The organism is Pyxidicoccus sp. M6 (assembly GCF_055568925.1).
Genome location: NZ_CM145714.1, coordinates 7,616,646 through 7,635,842, shown reverse-complemented (window position 1 = coordinate 7,635,842; position 19,197 = coordinate 7,616,646). Strand labels below are relative to the sequence as shown.

At 70.0% G+C, this 19,197-nt stretch carries 21 protein-coding genes; 14 read left to right on the top strand and 7 right to left on the bottom strand.

Annotated features, from left to right (window positions below):
- Positions 1–6: 6 nt before the first annotated feature.
- Positions 7–891, bottom strand: coding sequence for an ABC transporter ATP-binding protein (locus ACVTJA_RS30035; protein WP_465840540.1), 885 nt, complete (start codon positions 889–891; stop codon positions 7–9).
- A gap of 67 nt (positions 892–958) precedes the next feature.
- Here ACVTJA_RS30035 and ACVTJA_RS30030 point away from each other — a divergent pair, with 67 nt between their 5' ends.
- Positions 959–2,200 carry a cellulase family glycosylhydrolase gene (locus ACVTJA_RS30030; RefSeq protein ID WP_465824866.1) on the top strand — a complete coding sequence of 414 codons (1,242 nt, stop codon included), beginning with the start codon at positions 959–961 and terminating at the stop codon, positions 2,198–2,200.
- A gap of 59 nt (positions 2,201–2,259) precedes the next feature.
- Here ACVTJA_RS30030 and ACVTJA_RS30025 read toward each other — a convergent pair whose 3' ends face one another.
- From ACVTJA_RS30025 to ACVTJA_RS30010, 4 genes are all read right to left on the bottom strand, one after another.
- Positions 2,260–2,823: a peptidoglycan-binding domain-containing protein gene (locus ACVTJA_RS30025; RefSeq protein WP_465824863.1), complete on the bottom strand. Its 564-nt coding sequence runs from the start codon at positions 2,821–2,823 to the stop codon at positions 2,260–2,262.
- A 124-nt stretch (positions 2,824–2,947) separates the two neighbouring features.
- Positions 2,948–3,733 carry a response regulator gene (locus tag ACVTJA_RS30020; protein ID WP_465824861.1) on the bottom strand — a complete coding sequence of 262 codons (786 nt, stop codon included), beginning with the start codon at positions 3,731–3,733 and terminating at the stop codon, positions 2,948–2,950.
- Positions 3,730–5,013 (bottom strand): sensor histidine kinase, encoded by a 1,284-nt coding sequence (locus ACVTJA_RS30015; protein WP_465824858.1) that lies wholly within the window; start codon positions 5,011–5,013, stop codon positions 3,730–3,732. Before ACVTJA_RS30015 ends, ACVTJA_RS30020 begins: the two co-directional genes overlap by 4 nt.
- Positions 5,014–5,128: 115 nt before the next feature.
- Positions 5,129–5,584, bottom strand: a complete 456-nt coding sequence (locus ACVTJA_RS30010) for a hypothetical protein (RefSeq protein ID WP_465824857.1) — start codon at positions 5,582–5,584, stop codon at positions 5,129–5,131.
- Between the two features lie 122 nt (positions 5,585–5,706).
- Between ACVTJA_RS30010 and ACVTJA_RS30005 the strand changes: the two genes are divergently transcribed.
- From ACVTJA_RS30005 to larE, 7 genes are all read left to right on the top strand, one after another.
- Positions 5,707–6,483: a HesA/MoeB/ThiF family protein gene (locus ACVTJA_RS30005; protein WP_465824855.1), complete on the top strand. Its 777-nt coding sequence runs from the start codon at positions 5,707–5,709 to the stop codon at positions 6,481–6,483.
- A gap of 79 nt (positions 6,484–6,562) precedes the next feature.
- Complete coding sequence (locus ACVTJA_RS30000) at positions 6,563–6,802, top strand: sulfurtransferase TusA family protein (protein ID WP_465824854.1); 240 nt, start codon at positions 6,563–6,565, stop codon at positions 6,800–6,802.
- A gap of 3 nt (positions 6,803–6,805) precedes the next feature.
- Positions 6,806–7,078, top strand: a complete 273-nt coding sequence (locus ACVTJA_RS29995; protein WP_465824852.1) for a MoaD/ThiS family protein — start codon at positions 6,806–6,808, stop codon at positions 7,076–7,078.
- Positions 7,079–7,086: 8 nt separating this feature from the next.
- Entirely contained in the window at positions 7,087–7,728 is a 642-nt protein-coding gene (locus ACVTJA_RS29990; protein WP_465824850.1) for a ThiF family adenylyltransferase, read from the top strand.
- On the top strand, positions 7,686–8,153 hold the full coding sequence (locus tag ACVTJA_RS29985; RefSeq protein ID WP_465824848.1) for a M67 family metallopeptidase: 468 nt from the start codon (positions 7,686–7,688) through the stop codon (positions 8,151–8,153). The genes ACVTJA_RS29990 and ACVTJA_RS29985 overlap by 43 nt, the downstream gene beginning before the upstream one ends.
- Before the next feature lie 193 nt (positions 8,154–8,346).
- Positions 8,347–9,135 carry an adenylyl-sulfate kinase gene (gene cysC / locus ACVTJA_RS29980; RefSeq protein WP_465824846.1) on the top strand — a complete coding sequence of 263 codons (789 nt, stop codon included), beginning with the start codon at positions 8,347–8,349 and terminating at the stop codon, positions 9,133–9,135.
- A 101-nt stretch (positions 9,136–9,236) separates the two neighbouring features.
- Entirely contained in the window at positions 9,237–10,133 is an 897-nt protein-coding gene (larE, locus tag ACVTJA_RS29975) for an ATP-dependent sacrificial sulfur transferase LarE (RefSeq protein ID WP_465824844.1), read from the top strand.
- A 3-nt stretch (positions 10,134–10,136) separates the two neighbouring features.
- On the opposite strand, the gene ACVTJA_RS29970 is transcribed toward larE, so the two are convergent.
- A complete protein-coding gene (locus ACVTJA_RS29970) occupies positions 10,137–11,945 on the bottom strand; it encodes a leucine-rich repeat domain-containing protein (RefSeq protein ID WP_465824842.1) in 1,809 nt (602 codons plus the stop codon).
- A 173-nt stretch (positions 11,946–12,118) separates the two neighbouring features.
- On the opposite strand from ACVTJA_RS29970, the gene ACVTJA_RS29965 reads away from it, so the two are divergent.
- Positions 12,119–12,646: a hypothetical protein gene (locus tag ACVTJA_RS29965; protein ID WP_465824840.1), complete on the top strand. Its 528-nt coding sequence runs from the start codon at positions 12,119–12,121 to the stop codon at positions 12,644–12,646.
- A 61-nt stretch (positions 12,647–12,707) separates the two neighbouring features.
- On the top strand, positions 12,708–12,872 hold the full coding sequence (locus ACVTJA_RS29960) for a ribbon-helix-helix domain-containing protein (protein ID WP_015349436.1): 165 nt from the start codon (positions 12,708–12,710) through the stop codon (positions 12,870–12,872).
- Positions 12,873–12,903: 31 nt separating this feature from the next.
- On the opposite strand, the gene ACVTJA_RS29955 is transcribed toward ACVTJA_RS29960, so the two are convergent.
- Positions 12,904–13,755 carry a tRNA pseudouridine synthase A gene (locus ACVTJA_RS29955; RefSeq protein WP_465824838.1) on the bottom strand — a complete coding sequence of 284 codons (852 nt, stop codon included), beginning with the start codon at positions 13,753–13,755 and terminating at the stop codon, positions 12,904–12,906.
- Between the two features lie 44 nt (positions 13,756–13,799).
- Here ACVTJA_RS29955 and ACVTJA_RS29950 point away from each other — a divergent pair, with 44 nt between their 5' ends.
- The 4 genes from ACVTJA_RS29950 (at position 13,800) to ACVTJA_RS29935 (ending at position 19,172) form a co-directional block, all read left to right on the top strand.
- Entirely contained in the window at positions 13,800–14,732 is a 933-nt protein-coding gene (locus ACVTJA_RS29950) for an AgmX/PglI C-terminal domain-containing protein (RefSeq protein WP_465824836.1), read from the top strand.
- Positions 14,733–14,759: 27 nt separating this feature from the next.
- Entirely contained in the window at positions 14,760–15,413 is a 654-nt protein-coding gene (locus tag ACVTJA_RS29945; protein WP_465824834.1) for a hypothetical protein, read from the top strand.
- 223 nt (positions 15,414–15,636) lie between these two features.
- Positions 15,637–16,914, top strand: a complete 1,278-nt coding sequence (gene clpX, locus ACVTJA_RS29940) for an ATP-dependent Clp protease ATP-binding subunit ClpX (protein ID WP_465824832.1) — start codon at positions 15,637–15,639, stop codon at positions 16,912–16,914.
- Positions 16,915–17,162: 248 nt separating this feature from the next.
- Positions 17,163–19,172 (top strand): protein kinase domain-containing protein, encoded by a 2,010-nt coding sequence (locus ACVTJA_RS29935; protein WP_465824831.1) that lies wholly within the window; start codon positions 17,163–17,165, stop codon positions 19,170–19,172.
- Positions 19,173–19,197: the final 25 nt, after the last annotated feature.

Below are 19,197 nucleotides of genomic sequence, written 5' to 3'. Positions count from 1 at the left end.
GTCCTCTCAGGCCTGCTGCTTCTGGGCCCGCGACAGGGCGTGGAAGTAGACGTCCTCCAGGTCGGGATTCGCGGGCTCGAAGCCCGGCGGCGCGCTCTCCGCGTGGACGTGGACGAGCCGCTGGCCGGCCACGCGCCGCACGGCGATGACCTCCAGTTCCTTCATCAGCGTGTCCAGCTCGGACGGCTCGGTGATGAAGCGCTTCCACACGCGCTGCTGGAGCGCGTCCACGAGCTTGAGCGGGTGGCCGCTGAGGACCACGTTGCCGTGCGCGAGGATGGCCATGTTCTGGCAGAGGTCCGCGACGTCCGAGACGATGTGCGTGGACAGCAGCACCACCACGTCGGTGCTGATTTCGGCGAGCAGGTTGTGGAAGCGGAATCGCTCGGCGGGGTCGAGGCCGGCGGTGGGCTCGTCGACGATGAGGAGCTTCGGGTTGCCGAGCAGTGCCTGGGCGATGCCGAAGCGCTGCTTCATGCCGCCGGAGAAGCCGCCGAGCCGCCTGTCGCGGTGGTCCCAGAGGTTGGTCTTCTGGAGCAGTGCCTTCACCGCGTCGTGGCGCGGGCCGCGCTTCGCCAGGCCCTTGAGCTGGGCGAGGTGGTCGAGCATGTCCCAGGCCGTCACCTTCGGGTACACGCCGAAGTCCTGCGGCAGGTAGCCGAGCACCTCGCGCAGCCTGTCCTTGTCGCGGCGCAGGTCGATGCCGTCGAAGGTCATCGAGCCCGTGTCCACGTCCTGCAGCGTGGCGATGCTGCGCATCAGCGTGGACTTGCCCGCGCCATTGGGGCCGAGCAGGCCGAACATGCCGCGAGGAATGGTGAGGTTGACTCCCTGCAGTGCACGGGTGCCATTGGGATACGTCTTGGACACGCCTTCCAGTCGTAGCTCCATGGGGGCGTACCGTAGCGGATTCACGGGATGGGTGTGTGTGACGGAGAGCGCGGGTAGCATGCGGGCCATGTCCCTCTTTCGCCGGAGCACCGCCGCCGCGCTGGCCTTCGCCCTCTGCGCGTGCGGCGAGGGTGAGCCGGTGATGTTGGAGGCAGTGGCCGCCGACTGCGCGGGAGGCCCGGCGCTGCACATGGACCGGATGCCCTCGGGCAGCATGGTGCTCAACGCGTACTTCCTCCAGGAGGAGGCGGCGCGCGACGTGCGGCGCGGGCTGGCGGAGTCGCCGGTACTGGAAGAGGTGTTCGCGAAGGCGGCGGCCCTGGGCGTGCGCGCGGTGCGGACCAACGGGCACAACGACGCGGCGTCGAAGATTGGCGACAGCGCGATGCAGGTGGCGCCGCTCCAGTACGACGAGGTGTCGCTCGTGGGCCTGGACCGGGTGCTCGCGCGAGCGCGGGTGCACGGCGTGCGGTTGGTGCTCACGCTGGGCAACTACTGGGACGCGTACGGAGGCGCGCGCCAGTATGTGGAATGGGCCGGCCTGCCGCGGCCCGTGGAGGGCGACCCGCGCTTCTTCACCGAGCCGTCCGTGGTGACGCACTACAAGGCGCACGTGGCGCGGCTTCTGGACCGGGTGAACACGGTGGATGGCATCCGCTACGGAGACCACCCGGCGGTGCTCGCGTGGGAGCTGCTCAACGAGCCGCGTGGACGAGGGCTCGACAAGGAAGGCGTGAAGCTGCGTGCCTGGATTGATGACGTGGCGCGCGAGGTGAAGGCGCACGCGCCCGGGCACCTCGTGGGCACGGGAGAGGAGGGCTTCGAGCCTTCATCGGACGGCTATGACGGGGCCTTCTGGTCGGTGATTGGTTCAACCATGTTGCGCACGCCGGGCTCCAGCTTCTCTCGGAACACGGCGTCTCCGTTCATCGACTTCGCCTCGGTGCACTTCTATCCGGAGGCCTGGGGGCTGGATGGTCCGGGCACGGCGGTGGCGGGCGCGAAGTGGATTCAGGAGCACGCGGCGATTGCTCGCAGCCTGGGCAAGCCGCTGTTCGTCGGTGAGTTGGGATTGCGCAACGAAGGGGACCTGGACCTGTCGCAGCGCCGCGCGCTCTATCGCGGCTGGCTGGAGTGCATGCGCGAGGAGGGCCTGGGCGCCGGAGCGCTGTGGATGTTCGCCAACGACGCACGGCCCGACGCGTGGGATGCGCACACGTTCTACTTCCGCGACGGCACCGCGCCGGAGGACCCGGTGAATCGCTACGCGGACCTCATCATCGAGGCGGCCGCGGCGGCACGGCCCTGAATGCACGAAGGCCCGGAGGGAGTCATGCTCCCGCCGGGCCCCGGTGACTTCAGCGAGACTCAGTACGCGACGTGCACGTGGTCGCGGTGGCCGCCGATGGCGCCGATGTTGTTGCCGTTCTTGATGCCGCCCACCGGGTCATAGAAGAGCTCCGTGGGGCGCGTGCCGGCGAGGCGGCGGTAGTACGCGGCCATCTGCGACGGGCTGCCCGCCACGTCGATGGCGCGGCCCTTGTAGTGGTACGAGCCCGGCGTGTGCTGGCCGCCCGTGGTGGACGTAATCGTCAGCCCCATCTGCCGCGCCAGGTTCGAAGCGAAGTCCAGCTTCTGGCGGTTGCTGCCATTCACCGGGAAGTTGCCCGGGGTGCCCTGGGTGCCGCCGGGGCGACCACCGTCCGGCTTGCCGTCCCACAGGTCCTGGTTGCGCGAGTTGAACAGCGAGCGGCCCGTGTTGTTGCCGACGACGCCGTCCGCACTCAGGTGGTGCGCCCGCTGGTAGGCCTGCACCGCCGCCTTCGTCTTCGCCCCGAAGATTCCGTCCGCCGCACCCGCGTTGTAGCCAGCGCGAGACAGGGTCTGCTGGAGCCGCGTCACATCCGAACCGCGCGAACCGACCTGGAGCATGGGGGGCCTCGTTCTCTCTTGGGGGGACGAACTTCCCGGTACAAGAGAGTTATCGGGGCCCATGTCCTGAAGTTGCGCGCAAGGTGTGCAAGGTCGGTGGGAGTGGGATATGTCCGCCGGCTTTTCACACGGAAATCAAGCCCTTGCGGATGCCCTCGGTGACGGCCTCGACGCGGTTGGTGACCTCGAGCTTCCGGTAGATGTGCTCCAGGTGGGTGCGGATGGTGGCCTTGCTGAGGCTGAGGAGCCGGGCCGCCTCGCTGTTGGAGACACCCTTGGCGATGAGCTGGAGGATTTCCCGCTCGCGGTCCGACAGGGGCTTGAGCGGCGGCTCCTGCGAGGAAGAGGACGCGGCCTCCACGGTGACGGCCGCCTCCACGGGAGCGGGCTCGGGGGCCGCAGGCAGCGGTGCCACGGGGTCGGTGGGCACGGGGCTGGAGTCCGGGTCCACGCGGAAGTGGCGCAGCAGGCGGCGGGCGAGGTTGGGCTGGATGACGGTGCCGCCCGCGCGGACCTCCTTGATGGCCTCGATGATCTTGTCCACCGGGGCGCCCTTGAGGAGGTAGCCGGACGCGCCGGCCTTCACCGCCTCCAGCACTTTGTCCTCCTCGTCGAAGATGGTGAAGATGAGGATCTCCATCTTCGGGAAGCGCGCCTTCACCTCGCGCGTGACGTCGATGCCGCTCATGCGCGGCAGCCCGAGGTCCAGCAGGAGCACGTCCGGCATCACCTTGGGCACTTCCTCGAGCGCGGCCTCGCCGGACAGCGCGGTGCCGACGATGTCGATGTCCAGCTGCCCCTCGAAGAGGCGGAGCTGGTTCTTGAGGATCTTCGTCTGGTCTTCCACCACGAAGACGCGGATGGGGGGCGTGGCGGGAGGCGGGGCGGCGTCCACGGGAGCTCCGGTCATGACGGCAGGCAGGGGAGGGAGAAGGCCACCTGGGCGCCAGCGCCCGGTGTCGAGTCCACGATGAGCTGGCCACCGAGCTTCATGGCGCGCTCGCGCATGTTCAACAGGCCGTAGTGGCCGCGCGGCGTGCGGGCCGGGTCGAAGCCCTTGCCGTCGTCGCGCACGATGAGGTGGACGCGGTCCTCGCTGAAGTCGAGCCGCACCTGCACGGTCTTCGCCTCCGCGTGCTTCACCGCGTTGGAGAGCGACTCCTGGAGGATGCGGAACAGCGCGAGCTGCGCGTCCGGGGACAGCTTGCGCTGCAGGCCGGTGCGCTCGAAGCGGATGTCCAGGCCGGTGCGCTCGCGGAACGTCTTCGCGTAGTCCTCCAGGCCCTGCGCCAGCTCGAAGTCCTCGCGCATCATGCGCAGGTTGCGGCGCAGCTCCTCGATGGACTCCTCCGCGGTGGCCTTCAGCTCGCGAATCTCCGAGCGCAGCCCGTCCTCGCGCGCGAGGTTCAGGATGTACTCGGCCTGGATGATCATGGACGAGAGCGACGCGCCCAGGCCGTCATGGATTTCGCGCGCCAGCCGGTTGCGCTCCTCCACCACGGCCAGCTCCTTCAAGTCCCCCTGGAGGGCCACCACCTCGCGGTGCGCGGCGGCCTCGCGCTCGTTCAGGTACACGAGCACGTAGACGATGATGAAGTTGAGCGCGAGGTACCAGAGCAGCGTCAGGAGCTCCACCGCCGTCACCGAGCGGTTGAGGAGCAAATCGAGGCGCGTCGTAATCGGCAGCGCCAGCAGCGGCGGGAGGATGGCCAGCGGCTTGGGGTAGAGGATGGAGAACAGCGTGGTGAACAGCAGCTGCGTGGCGAGCAGCGGGCTCTGCAGACCGCCGCCCACCTGGGGCTTGGCGATGAGGACCACCATGATGGTCAGGTCCAGGCAGAGCGTGGTGTACGTCACCCAGCGGCCGGCCTTCGGGTGGTCGATGACGAGCAGGTTCGCGACGCTGTAGAGCAGCATCGTGAAGTAGCCCACGAAGGCGAACGGCCCGGTGAGGCCGAAGTAGCCGCTCCATGCGGGCACCGCGAGGATGAGCAGGCCCAGCGTGAGGAACATCATCCGCGCGTAGAAGAGCGCGCGGGCGCGGGCGACGAAGCGGTCCTGCTCCCAGGAAGCGGTGGCCTGCTCGGCGGAGACGCTGTCCGTGAGCTTGCGGCGCTCCAGCACCTCCCGCACGCGGGCGCGCAGGTCGTTGGCTGGCGTGTCCTCGCCCAGTGCGAGATGGGGGTTCATCGGGCAGGCAGCTTACGGGAGTGGTCGGGGGGGCGGAAACCCGGGGCACGCCTTGCTCCCCTCCCGGGAGGGGGAGGGGGCTTGCTTCGCGGCGCCGCGAGTCACCCCGCCCGCGTCACTTCACGCAGGCCTGGCGGGCCTCGGGCTTGCGCTGGAAGACGTACTCCAGCCGGTCCTTCGACTCACCCGTGCGCTCGTCGAAGAGCGGCGTGCCGCCCGCGTACATGGTGCCTTCCGGGTGGCCGTATGTGTCCAGGCCGTGCTTCTTGAGCCAGGTGTCCACGCAGGCCTCCATGGCCTGACGGTCGCCGCCGCCGGTGCCCTTGGTCATGCCGCCTGCGTCCTTGGATGTGGTACCCGCGTCGTCCGAGGAGGTCAGGGCGCCGCGCGAGGTGCCCGTCTGGGCGCCGTCCGAGGGGACGCCCGCGTCCTTCACGGCCTCCATGGCGTCGCGCGGGTCCGGCTGGGAGGCCGCGTCGGTGGGGCCGGGGCCCTCGCCGGTGTTCTTGTGGCAACCCACCCCCAGGAGGAGGGCGGTGGAAAAGACGAGCACGCCGGTCAGGTTTCTCATATGTCCTGGCAGGTGAGGTCCGCGTCGAAGCGGCACGGTGGGTGGGCGACTGCGCCCTTTTCACGGTGGACGCAGGGGCACGCACCTTATTCGCTTCCGACCCCTCGCGAAGGGGCAATCCGATGCACGGGCACGATACCGACCATCATCCCCGCATCCCCCACGCTTCCCGGCTCGAGCGCGCCCGGGTGCTCCTGGTGGGCGCAGGCGGCCTGGGCTGCCCGGCGTCGCTGGCGCTGGCTCAGGCGGGTGTCGGCCACCTGACGCTCGCGGACCCGGACCGCGTGGACGTGACGAACCTGCCGCGCCAGCTCTGGCACCGGCCGTCCGACGTGGGCCGCAACAAGGCGGAGTCCGCCGCGGCGGGCCTGGCGCGCGCGTTCCCCACGCTGTCGACGGAGGCGCTGCCGGAGCGCGTGGACGCGGGCAACGTGGAAGCGCTGTTCCGCGCTCACGACGCCGTCATCGACGCCACGGATGGCGTTTACACGAAGTTCTTCCTGTCGGACGTGGCGGTGCTCACGGGCGTGCCGCTGATCTACGGCGGCGTGCTGCGCATGCAGGGCCAGGCGATGCGCGTGGATCCAAGTGGGCCGTGTCTGCGCTGTCTCTACGAGGCGCCGCCACCGCCGGACGCGGTGCCCACGTGCGCGCAGGCGGGGGTGCTCGGCTCGCTGGCGGGGCTGGTGGGCGCGGTGCAGGCGATGCTCGCGCTGGAGTTGCTGTCCGGCGCCGCGCGCCCCGTCCCGGGCGAGGCGACGCTGCACGTGCTGGAGGGTGTGTCGCTGCTGGGCCGCCGCGTCCGCGTGGAGCGCGCGCCGGACTGCCCGGGCTGCCGCGTCACCGCCGTCCCGGAGTACCCCGAAGCCGCGCGGGAGACCGAGTCGTGTGCCCGGTGAGCGCAGCGCCTCAGCCGCACCGCGGGCCTCGTCCGAGGCGCGACCACGCGCCGACGCCGACTCCGCTGGAGGCCGAGTCATGTCCGACGTGAAGGCGACGCTCGACATCACCCGCGAGGTCTGCCCGATGACCTACGTGCGCACCAAGCTCAAGCTGGAGTCGCTGGAGCCGGGCGCGCTGCTGGAGGTGGTCCTCCGGGGCGCCGAGCCGCTGAAGAACGTGCCCCGCAACGCGCGGGACGAGGGGCACGAAGTCATCTCCCTGGAGCCACGCCCGGACGGGACGCACGTGCTGCTCCTTCGCAAGCAGGGACCCTGATCCATGGCGACCATCCGTATTCCCACTCCGATGCGTACCTTCACGCGCAACCAGGCCGAGGTGACGGCCTCCGGCGCCACCGTGCGCGAGGTGCTGAGCGATTTGGACACGCGCTACCCCGGCATCGGCGCGCGCGTCCTCGACGAGCGCGGGGCCGTGCGCCGCTACGTCAACGTCTTCCTCAACGACGAGGACATCCGCGCCCTGCGCGAGCTGGACACGCCGGTGACGGACACGGACCGGCTCACCCTCATCCCCGCCATGGCGGGAGGCTGACGGCCGTCATGGCGCTGCGAGAAGATCAGATCCTCCGCTACTCCCGGCAGATCCTCCTGCGCGAGGTGGGCGGACGCGGGCAGGAAGCGCTGCTGTCGGTGCCCGCGCGGGTGGATGCCACCGGCGCCTCGGGGATGACGGCCGCGGCGTACCTCGCCGGGAGCGGCACGCCGGTGGCTGGCACGGGCTCGCTGACGCTGGGCCCCTGGGCGCCCGGCTTCCTGGTGCCGGCGGACGCCGTGGGCCGCCCCGCGGTGGAGGCCCTGGCCGAGGCGGTGCCGCACCTCAACCCCGACGCGGTTGGATCCGCGCGGGGTGGGGGACTGGTGGCGGAACTGCCCTCGGGCTGGAGCGGTGACGCCCCCTGGGTGGCCCTGGGTGGAGACGGCATGCGCGCCGCCGTCGTCTTCCGGGGCACGGACGGCTGCGTCTGGTGCTTCGGCGAGACGGTGCGGCACCTCGTCCAGCCCCCGGATGGAGCGCTGGGCGTGGCGCTGGGCGCCCTGGGCGCGCTCGTCTTCCAGCGGTTGCGGCTGGGCCTGGGGCCTGCCCTGGGAGGCCGCTGGCTGGTGGCCCCGGGCGTCGTGGAGGAACTGGAAGTGCGGAAGTGTGCCCGCTGTGCCGGGAGCCAGGAGCCGTCCCGGCCGTGATCCGCTGGCCCGAGCCCGCCTGGCCGCAGGGCGTCCGCGACGAAGTGGTGCGCCACCTGGAGGCCGAATACCCCCACGAGGGCTGCGGCGTGGTGTTGCGCGCCCGTGACGAAGGCCCCTGGCGTGTTCGCTCGCTCAGTAACGTCTCCCCCACGCCCTGCACCGCCTACGCCTTCGCTCTCGAGGAGTGGCTGGCCGTCTCCATGGAGGCGGACGCACGGGGAGAGCGGGTGGTGTGCGTCTTCCACTCTCACGTGGAAGCACCCGCCACGTTCTCCCTGGAAGACTGCGCCCGAGCAGCCCCGGAGGGGGTGCCACTACTGCCTGGAGTTTCCTACCTCATCGGATCCGTACATCGAGGCTGTGTCGCCTGCGTGTCGGAGTACGAGTGGCAGGGGGGCGTTTTCAGGCTCAAAGAGGCCTGAAAAAGTCATTTCATAAACGAAAAACCCATGTATCGGCAGGCACTTGGCTGCCCGCTCACCCCACCTGCGGAAAGGTGTGCGCGAATTGTCAAGTGAGGGGGTTTTCGTCTATAACCGCGCGCATCTTCTGGATCTGCGGCGTCCACACGCAGCTTGCAAGAAGCGCTCCGGACGCAGGGAGTTGAACAGGCTTATGGCCCCCAACACTGGTTTCACCCTCTGGCTGACCGGCATGTCCGGGACCGGGAAGAGCACGACGGCCGCCTACATCGCGGCGCGCCTGCGGCAGGTTGGCCGCAACGTGGAGATCCTCGACGAGGGTGAGCTCGGCGAGGCGCTCTGGGCGGGTCTGAGCGACGCGAAGGAAGACCGCATCACGGTCGTGCGCCGTCTCGGCTTCGTGGCCAACCTCCTGACCCGGAATGGCGTGGCCGCGCTGGTGCCCTGCGTGAGCCCCTACAAGCCGGGCCGCGAGGAGAACCGCCGCGCCATCGGCCGCTACGTGGAAGTCTACGTGGACTGCCCGACGGAGAAGCTCATCGAGCGCGACTCCACGGGTCGCTACAAGAAGGCGCTCAACGGGGAGATCCCCAACTTCATCGGCATCACCGAGCCGTACGAGCCGCCCAACTCGCCGGAAGTGACCATCCACTCCGACACCGAGTCGGTGGAGGACGGCGCGGCGAAGATCTTCCAGTCGCTCCTCGACCTTGGCTACATGACCACGGAAGAGCTGAAGATCATCACCGGCAAGAAGATGAAGGCCAACCCGCTGCCGGCGAAGGGTGAGAAGCCCGAGAAGGCGGAGAAGGGCGCCGCCAAGGCGGACAAGGGCGCCAAGGCCCGCCGCGGTGACGAGGCCCGTCCGGCCGCCAAGGCTCCGAAGGCGGACAAGGGCGCCAAGGCGCGTCCGGCCACGCGCGCGGCCCGGGTGGCCAAGCCGGCCGCCGCCAAGAAGCCGGCGAAGAACAAGGCCCGCTGAGCGCCAGGCCCCCGGGCCTGCGTTCGCAATGATGAGAAGGGCTCCAGGTTGCCGCGCCTTCCGCGTGCAATCCGGGGCCCTTCCGTTTTAGGAGTTGCCCCATGCTGAGCCCCGAGCGGATCCAGAGCCTGTGTGAGTCCTCGCGTCCCAAGCTGGAGGCCATGCGCGCCGCGTTGCGCGCCCATGGCAGTGCGCTGGTGGCGTTCTCTGGCGGTGTGGACTCCACCTTCGTGCTGAAGGTGGCGGTGGAGGAGCTGGGCGAGCGGGCCCTGGCGCTCACCGCGCTGTCCGCGTCCGTGGCGCCGGAGGAGGCGCAGGAGGCTCGGGAGCTGGCGGAGCGCATGGGTGCCCGGCACGTGGTGATGGGCAGCAACGAGCTGGCCAACCCGCAGTACGCGGCCAACCCCACGAACCGCTGCTACTTCTGCAAGACGGAGCTGTACGACATCTGCGAGGCCCGCCGGAAGGAGCTGGGGCTGGCGGTGGTGCTGGACGGCTTCAACGCGGACGACTTCAAGGACCACCGGCCCGGCCACAAGGCGGCGCAGGAGCACAAGGTGGTGTCTCCGCTGGCGCAGGCGGGGCTGACGAAGGAGGAGATTCGCGCCTGGAGCCAGTCGCTGGGGTTGCCCACGTGGGACAAGCCGCAGATGGCGTGCCTGGCGTCGCGCATTCCGTACGGCACGGCGGTGACGCGGGACAGGCTCCTGCAGATTGCCGCCGCCGAGTCCGAGCTGCGCAAGCTGGGCTTCCGCCAGTTCCGCGTGCGCTACCACCAGGAGGTGGCGCGGCTGGAGGTGGCGGCCGAGGAGTACGAGCGCTTCCTGGCCGTGGACGTGCGGCAGAAGGTCAACGCGGCGTTCCTGGCGCTGGGGTTCAAGTTCGTGGCGCTGGACCTGGAGCCGTTCCGCTCCGGACGCATGAACGAGGCGGCCGGAGTGGCGCGCCCCGTGCCTTCCGGCAAGACGGAGGGGTTCTCCCTTCCGGTGGTGAGCTGACGGTTACGGCCCGGTGACGAGCCGGATGCCGCGCTCGCGCTCCAGAGAAGCGCGCGCGGCTTCGGACACGGCCGTCCCGCGCAGGTCCAGCTCCCGGAGCAGCGGCAGCGCATGCAGCGCGGGAACGCCCGCGTCCGTGACCTTCGTCCGCGCCAGATAGAGCGTGCGCAGCGAGGCCGGGAGCAGGGGAAGCGCCTCGTCGCCGATGGGCACGCCCCCGAGGTTCAGCCAGCCGAGCTGCTTGAGCCCCCGGAGCGCCTGCACGCCGTCCGCCTCCAGCGTCGTCGCTCCCAGGTCGAGCGTGACGAGGCGCGGGAGCTGCTGGAGCCGGACGATTCCGGAGCCGTTGACGAGCGTCACCGCCACGTGGAGGGCCTCCAGCTCCTTCAGCTCGGCGAGCTGTCCCAGGCCCACGTCCGTGAGGAGCGTACGCTCGGCGCGAAGCGCCCGGAGCTGAGGGAAGGCTCCGAGGTGCGGCACCCACTCGTCGTTGAAGCCCGTCCGGCTCAGGTCCAGGTGCCGAAGGGCAGGGCGCTGGCCCAGGTTCTTCAGCCCATCGAGGCCGATGGGCGTAGCGGCGAGGTCGAGCCGGGAGAGCTGCTGCAGCGGAGCCAGTGACGCGAGCGAAGCATCGTCCACCTTGAGGCCCGCGAGCCCGAGCACTTCCAACGTGCCCAGGCCCGCCAGCTCCGCGAGGCCGGCTCCCGTCACGGTGGTGCGGGACAGGTCCAGCTCGCGAAGGCGCGAGAGCTCGCGCAGGTGCCGCAGCGCCGCGTCGCCCACGCGGGTGTCATCGAGCTGCAGGACTTCCAGCCTCGCGAGCCCGGCGAGGTGCCGGAGCCCCGGGCCGCGCACGTGCGCCTTCGTCAGCACCAGCGCCCGCAGCGCCTCCAGGCCCGCGAGGTTCGCGAGCCCCGCATCCGTCACCCGCGTGCTTCCCAGATGAAGGGCCTCCAGAGCGCGCAGCCCCGCCACATGCGCGAGCCCCGCGTCGGTGACCTCCGTCCTTGCGAGCCCCAGCCACGTCAGGCCGGGCATCCGTTCAATCGCGACGAGGCCCGCGTTCGTCACCCGAGTCCCGCTCAGGATGAGCGTGCGCAGGTGGGCTCCAGGCACGGAGGCGAGCAGCGCGTCGTCCACGGCCGTGTCCGAGAGGTCCAGCCACTCCAGCTCCGCCTGCGCCGCGAGCAGGCCCAGGCCCTTCGTGCTCACCGCCGTGCCAGCCAGCGAGACGCGGCGCAGGGTGGTCAGCTCGGAGAGCGAAGCGAGCCCCTTGTCGGACACGGAGGTCTCATCCAGCCGCAGCGTGGCGAGACGCCGCATTCCCTGGAGGTGGACGAGCCCCGCATCCGTCACGCGGGTGCCGTCGAGGTGCAGCGCCTCCAGCCACGTCGCGCCCTGGATGGCGGCCAGGTGCGCATCACCGAAGCCGGTGCCGGAGAGCTGGAGCGACACCACGGCAGTGCCTTCGAGGAGCGGCGTCAGCAGGGCAGGGGCAGGCAGGCCCACGTCCCCGAAGGAGAGGCCGGGCACGCGGTACTCGCGCAGCACGGTGGCCAATGCGCGCGCGTCATCCACGGTCCTCACGGGCTCCAGCGGCTCGGCGTACCAGTCCCCCGAGGGAGGCGGCTGGAAGCTGGAGGTGCCCGGGGGCAGCAGGGCCCACTCGGAGGACGCTCCGTTGGCCTGGAGCCGGTACACCCTGAGCAACGGACGCGGCGGTGGCGTGGGGGAGGGAGCCGGAGTCGGCGCGGGAGGTGGAACCGTGGCGCAGCCCAGTGCGAGCAGCAGCAGCCCAACGAACCGCAACATCCGACAACCCACGCAGGCACCTCCTCACGGTCAGGGGCCGCAAGCCAAGTGCTCTCCCCCGTGAGGGGTCAACGCGAAAGCGGCGGACCCGGTCAGAAGGCTGGTAGAAAGCCCGCCCACCGATGACTCGCGAGCGGCGCATGACATCTGGAAGAGGGCCCTGGCTGACACGGATGATCCGCGCGGTGCTCCCGCTGGCCGCGCTGGCGCTGCCCGCCGTGGCCTCGGCCGCCGAGCCCGTCGACGCGCCGTACTACGCCGACCGCCGCGCGCTCTCGCTGATCATCGGCCCGGGGGCCTCGTATACCGAGTACATCGATACCAACGACGACGACGCGGAGTCCGGCGTCGATGCGCACCTGGACCTGATGGGCACCCGGACGGTGGGCTACGACGGGAATGAGATCTACGTGCTGATCCGCGGCAGCGTGCGGAGCCTGGATCTCGCCCTCGGCGGCGGCTACCGGAACTTCTTCGGCAGGGACGCGTGGCAGTCCTTCTTCGACGTCGGCGTCCTGGTGAGGCCGTTTTCTGGGCCGTGGGTGGGGCCTCGCGTAGGGTTCGGCCTCAGACACACCTTCACCGAGCGGCTCGCGGTGTTCGGCGGGCTCGGAGTCACGCTCGGGTTCGGATCAGGCCTGCGCGGGGATGCCGAAGTCTTCACCGGGGTGCAGTGGATCTTCCCGGTCGGATCGCAGTGAGAAAAAATTGCGATCCATCAGGTCTGTGAGAGGGTGTGCGCATCTGTAGGAGGTCGCGCACTTGGACATGAATCCCCGCCTCACCTCGGTGGTCTTCCGGCTCAACCGCGAGAAGCTCGACGCCCTGAAGGAGCTGTCGCGCTCCACGCGCATCCGTCAGAGCGAGTACCTGCGAGAGGCCATTTCGGATCTGCTGGCGAAGTACGAGGAGCGGCTGGTCGACTGAAGACCGCCGCTGTTGTGGACCCCGCCGCGAGTCACTCCGAAAGGAACGGTGGCTCCCGCGGCAGTCCCGGAGGGTGGAGGCGCTCTCCGGCGGTGAAGGGGTCCAACCCGGGAGGGTAGCGCACCTCCCAGAGCACCAGGCCGTGCGCGGGCGCCTTGAAGCCCACCATGGCCGCCCCCGTCTCCAGCGCTGCCTTCCACGCATCCTCCGGCAACAGGCCCGCCGCCACCTTCAGCGCGCTCCCCACGAGGTAGCGCACCTGGTAGCGCGCGAAGCCGTCCCCGCTCAGCCTCGCCTCGTAGAGCCCACCGCCCAGCGCATGCAGGGTGGCGGACTCCAGGGTGCGCGGCTTGCGAGGACTGGACTTCTCGTGGAAGGCGATGAAGTCCCGCGTCCCCACCGCCTGCGCGAGCAGTGCCTCCAGCCGCTCCGGCGTCACCTGCACGCCCGCGCCCTGGAGCAGCGGCTCGTGGCGCACGTCGAACGCATGGGGCGCCCACGCCGCGTCGGGTGTCCCGCCCAGGCGCACGCGGTACCGGTACGCCTTGCCGCTCGCGCTCCACTGCGCATGGAAGGAGCCGGGCCGGCGCACCGCGCACAGTCCCAAGCCGGGAGGCAGCCGGGCAGGCAGCCGCTTCTCCAGGGCCTCCGCCGAGTCCCCCGGCTCCAGCCGCACACTCACCACCTGCATTCGCGCGTGGACGCCCTTGTCCGTGCGCCCCGCCGGCATGACGGTGGCAGGCACGCCGACGGAAGCCAGCGCTTCCTCGAGCGCCTCCTGCACCGTGGGGCCCTCCGCCTGACGCTGGAAGCCACGGAAGTTTCCGCCGCGGTACCAGATCCACAGTGCGACGGGAATCCGCTTGGAAGTCGATGGGAGCACGGCGTTGCGAGGGTGTGGGGGAACAACGGATAATCGCGCGCGAAATGGCGGCCGGACAAGACTTTGCGGTGGATGTGGAAGGACACTGGCTCTTCCGTCAGGGAGACCTCGTCCTGGGGCCCCTGAGCGGCGGGCAGATTGTCGCGAAGCTCGAGTCGGGAGAGCTGACGCCCGACACGCCGGTGGCGCCGGCCGGAGAGCGAAACTTCCTGCGCATGGCGGACGTGGATGCCTTCCGCGTCCACGTGGCCCGCGCCGAGGCTCGCGCCCGGGTGGACGCCGCCGTGGCGGTGGAGCGCGAGAAGTCGCGCAAGCGGCTGACGTACCTCGGCGCCGGCGCGGGCGTCATGGTGCTGCTGCTCGGCATCGGCGGCCTCTGGGTGGCGCGCAACGCCGCCGTCTACGGGTGGCTCGGCGGCGAGGAGGAATTCGAGGGCATCGAGATGGATCCGCCCACCATCCGCCTCGCCCAGGCCCGCGCCGACGAGGAGGAGCTCTTCGAGTACCCCACCAACGGCACGCGCCGCCCGGGCACCGACACGGGCACGAAGCCCGCCACCGGCACCACCCCCGGCACGGGCACCGGCAAGACGGCGGTGGCGTCCGCCAGCCGCACGGACCCTACGAAGCGCCCCCGCCCGGCGGGCAGCGTGAGCACGGACCCGGACGGCCTGGAGATGACGCAGGAGTTCGACCAGTCCGCCATCAACCGGGTGGTGGCCGGCAACAAGTCCACGCTCTTCAAGTGCCTGAAGGAGGAGGCCGAGCGCACTCCTGGGCTCTACGCGAAAATCCCCCTGGAGTTCGTCATCGGCAACGACGGCAAGGTGTCCAAGCTCTGGGTGGACAACCCGCAGTTCAAGAAGGGCCCCCTCTACGAGTGCCTCTTCGCCGAGCTGCAGAAGTGGCCCTTCCGCGCCTACGAGGGCGAGCGCGCCACGGTGGGCCTGTCGTTCACCATCGGAAAGCGGGGGTAGGGTCACTTTCTTGCCCACCCCCCGGGCATGGCCGATACCAGGGCCATGTCCGCTTCTGTTGCTGAGACCGAGATTGCCAAGAAGGCGATGAGCGTCCCCCCGGGGACCTTCCGGCACACCGTCCTGGTGGCCGCCAAGCGCTTCAAGTCCACCTGGGCCGAGCTGGGCAAGCTGCTCGTTCAGGTCCGGGACGAGGCGAAGTTCGAGGAATGGGGCTATCCCACCTTCGAGGCCTACTGCCTCAAGGAGCTCCACATCAAGAAGCAGACCGCCCTCAAGCTCACCCGCTCGTTCAGCTTCCTGGCCAAGCACGAGCCCGAGGAAGAGCTCAAGGCGCAGGAGTTCCCGGAAAAGGCCCCGGCCTTCGAGGTCATCGAAGTCCTGGCCGACGCCGAGGAGCGGGGGCAACTTTCACCCAGCGAGTACCGCTCCCTGCGTGACAGCATCTGGAGCCCGGAAAAGCCCCCGGCCGAGCTGAAGAAGGAGTTTGCCGAGCGCTTCCCCCGCCCGGCCCCCGAGCCCCCGCCCGAGAGCGCCCAGGTGCGCAAGCTGGCGCAGATGGCCCGGAAGCTCGCCAGTGAGCTGGCGGGGTGCCGGCGCATCCCGAACGCCGTCGCCGAGCGAGCGTCCGCCCTGGCGGAGGACGTGGAGGACATTGCCGCGGGCGTGACGGACGCCTAGACCGCTGTTACTGAACGCTGACCCGCTGCCGGGCATGTACGCTCGGCAACGGGCCTGTACCGCCGGGCTTCCTGCCCGAGGGGGAGGGCCCTATAGTGGTTCAGGGCCCCATGTAGGTGGGCCTGACGGCTGTTCGAGACGTGGGCAGGCCGTGAGGGTAGGGGAGCGGTGGACGGCGTAGTAGGCTCCGGGGGACCCGGGGTCGGCGAACTCGGAGGCGGCAGTGAAGAAGGAGCACCACGTCAACCTGTCCTGTTCGTTCTGCGGTAAATCGCAGCGCGAGGTCCGCAAGCTCATTGCCGGGCCGACGGTCTACATCTGCGACGAGTGCATCAAGCTCTGTAACGACATCATCGCGGATGAGAACGAGCGTGAGGAAGGCAAGCCGCAGGTCAGCCTGCCGACGCCCTCTGAAATCAAGGCGTTCCTCGACGACTACGTCATCGGTCAGGACCAGGCGAAGAAGGTCCTCGCGGTGGCGGTGTACAACCACTACAAGCGCATCTACCAGAAGAAGCCGGCCGCCCGGCCGCGCCCCGGTGTGAAGAGCCCCGGCGGCGAGGACGTGGAGCTGAGCAAGAGCAACATCCTGCTCATCGGCCCCACGGGCAGCGGCAAGACGCTGCTGGCCCAGTCGCTGGCGCGCTTCCTCAATGTGCCCTTCACCATCGCCGACGCGACCAGCCTCACCGAGGCCGGCTACGTGGGCGAGGACGTGGAGAACATCATCCAGAACCTCCTCCACAACGCCGACTACGACGTGGAGAAGGCCGCGCGCGGCATCGTCTACATCGACGAGATCGACAAGATTGCGCGCAAGGGCGACATGCCCAGCGCCACCCGCGACGTGGGCGGCGAGGGCGTGCAGCAGGCCCTGCTGAAGATCATCGAGGGCACCCGCGCCAACGTCACGCCGCGCGGCGGGAAGAAGTACAACCAGCAGGAGTACGTCCAGGTCGACACGACGAACATCCTCTTCATCTGCGGCGGTGCCTTCCACGGCATCGACGGCGTCATCAAGCGCCGCGTGGGTGAGAAGGGCCTGGGCTTTGGCGCCAAGATCACGCACCGCGAGGAGCGCAGCGTGGGCGAGCTGCTCGCGCTGACGGAGCCGGAGGACCTGATGAAGTTCGGGATGATTCCCGAGTTCATCGGCCGCCTGCCCATGATTGCGACGCTGAACGACCTGAAGGAAGAGGACCTCGTCACCATCCTCTCCCAGCCGAAGAACGCGCTGGTGAAGCAGTACCAGAAGCTCTTCGAGATGGAGAAGGTGAAGCTGACCTTCACCAAGGAAGCGCTGCGCGCCATTGCCCGCGAGGCGATGCGCCGTCACTCCGGAGCGCGCGGCCTGCGCGCCATCCTGGAGGACGCGATGCTGGAGATCATGTACGACGTGCCGTTCCGCGAGGGCGTCAAGGAGTGCAAGATCACCGAGCAGGTGATTACCAAGCACGAGCCACCGCAGCTCGTGATGGAGAAGGAGAAGAAGACGGCCTAGCGCCGCGCTTCTCTCGTCTCCGAAGCAAGAAGGCCCTTCTTCCCATGCCGGGAAGAGGGGCCTTCGCTTTTATCCGCACGCGGTGGGGGCCGCTCGTCCGGTGGAGAAGGGAGCGTTGCCCGCTATTTCGAGGAGTACCCCCGGCACACCGGGTGTGAGAAGATTCCCCCCGTTGTTCTGCGGGAGCCCCCACTTCCGCCGCACGGGGCGGCCCCTCCCCCGAGGCCACGACCATGGATGAACACGGTATGTCCGAGCGCCAGACCATTGGCGGCAGGTACATCCTGGAGCGGCGCCTCGCCGGTGGCGGCATGGGCACCATCTGGGTGGCGCTGGACCCCAAGCTCCAGCGTCACGTGGCGCTGAAGCTGATGGCGTCCCACAGCGCACCGGCCCCGCTCGCACGCCAGCAGTTCGAGTGGGAGGCGCAGGCCATTGCCCGCCTCCAGAACCCGCACGTCATCCAGGTCCACGACTGCGACCTGTCCGGCGACACGCCGTACATCGTCATGGAGTTGCTCGAGGGCGAGGACCTGGAGGCGCTCCTCAACCGCCGCGAGCGGTTGTCGCTGGCCATGGTGGACCGCCTCCTCACCCAGACGGCGCGCGCGTTGACGGCCGCGCATGCCGCGGGTGTCATCCACCGCGACCTCAAGCCCGCCAACCTCTTCCTCGCCCGCACCACGAGCGGCGAGATGGTGAAGGTGCTCGACTTCGGGCTCGCGCTCCTCATGTCCGGCGGCGCGGCGAAGCCCCACCCGGAAGAGGAGATGGCGGGCACGCCGCGCTACATGAGCCCGGAGCAGCTCCGTGGCGTCGACCCGCGGTTGGACCACCGCTGCGACCTCTGGGCGCTCTCCGTCGTCGCGTACCGCGCGCTCACCGGGCAGCACCCGTTCCCCCTCGAGGCGCTGCGGCAGATGCGGATGGGCAACGTGCCCCCGCCGCCTCCGCCGCCCTCCAGCATCGTCCCCGAGCTGGGCGCGGAGGTGGATGCCTTCTTCGCGCGCGCGTTGGACGCGGAGCCCTCGCGGCGCTACCAGTCCGCGCACGAGCTTGCCGCGGCCTTCACCTCGCGCGTGGAGGCGGGCCGGCCGTCGCGCCCCGCGAAGGTGCTGGTGGTGGACGACGAGCCGGACATCGTCGTGCTGATGGAGCAGAGCTTCCGCAAGCAGATCCGCCGCTCCGTCTACCAGTTCCTCTTCGCCGCGGACGGCGAGGAGGCGCTGGAGCAGCTCCGCCAGCACCCCGACGTCCAGGTCGTCCTCTGCGACATCAACATGCCGCGCATGGACGGGCTCACCTTCCTGTCGCGCGTGGGCGAGGTCAGCTCGCTGACCCGCGTGGTCATCGTGTCCGCGTACGGCGACATGAACAACATCCGCACGGCGATGAACCGCGGTGCGTACGACTTCGTCACCAAGCCCATCGACTTCCCGGACCTGGAGACGACGCTCGTCAAGACGCTGAAGCACGTGCGCGAGCTGCGCAGCACCATCCGCTCCACGGAGGAGAATGGCCTTCTGCGCATGTTCGTCCCCGGCGGCGTACTGGAGCGGCTGCCTCCGCTGCTGCAGGGCTCGGACGCGCTGGCGGGTGAGCGCGTCGAGGCCACGGTGGTGTTCGTCGACGTGCACGCCTTCACGCCGGTGCTCCACCAGGAGGCGCCCACGGAGTCGCTGCGCCGGCTCAACGCCAACTTCGAGGCCATCGTCCCGGAGGTGCTGGCGCGCGGCGGCACGGTGGACAAGTTCGTCGGGGACGCCGTCATGGCCGTCTTCCGGGGGCCGGGCCACGTGGACCGCGCGCAGGAGGCCTGCATCGCCATCCGCCGGCAGCTCGGCACGCTCGCGGACCGGGGCGGCGAGCAGGCCCCGTATGCCCACGGCGTCTGCATCGGTCTGGACTCGGGAGAGCTGGTGTCCGGCAGCGTGGGCGCCAAGGCCTCCGGCCGGCTGGACTTCACCGTGCTGGGCGAGGTGGTGAACACCGCCGCCCGGCTCGCGGCCCACGCCGGGCGGGGCCAGGTGCTGGTCAGCGCGCGCGCCCGCGAGCAGTCGCGAGCCTCCTTCGAGTACACCGCGCTGGGGGAGCAGGCGCTGCCCGGAGCGAGCGCGCCAGTGGCCGTCTTCGAGTTGGTGCGCCGCGAGGGCGACACCCGCGTGGCCCCGGACGAGCCCACGCCCTTCGTGCCGTCCCAGCCCCCGTCTCACGGCGAGCCGGGGACGGCGGCGCTGGTGGCCGGGCCCTCCCGGTAGCGCAAGGAGGGCGGGGCGCTTCAGC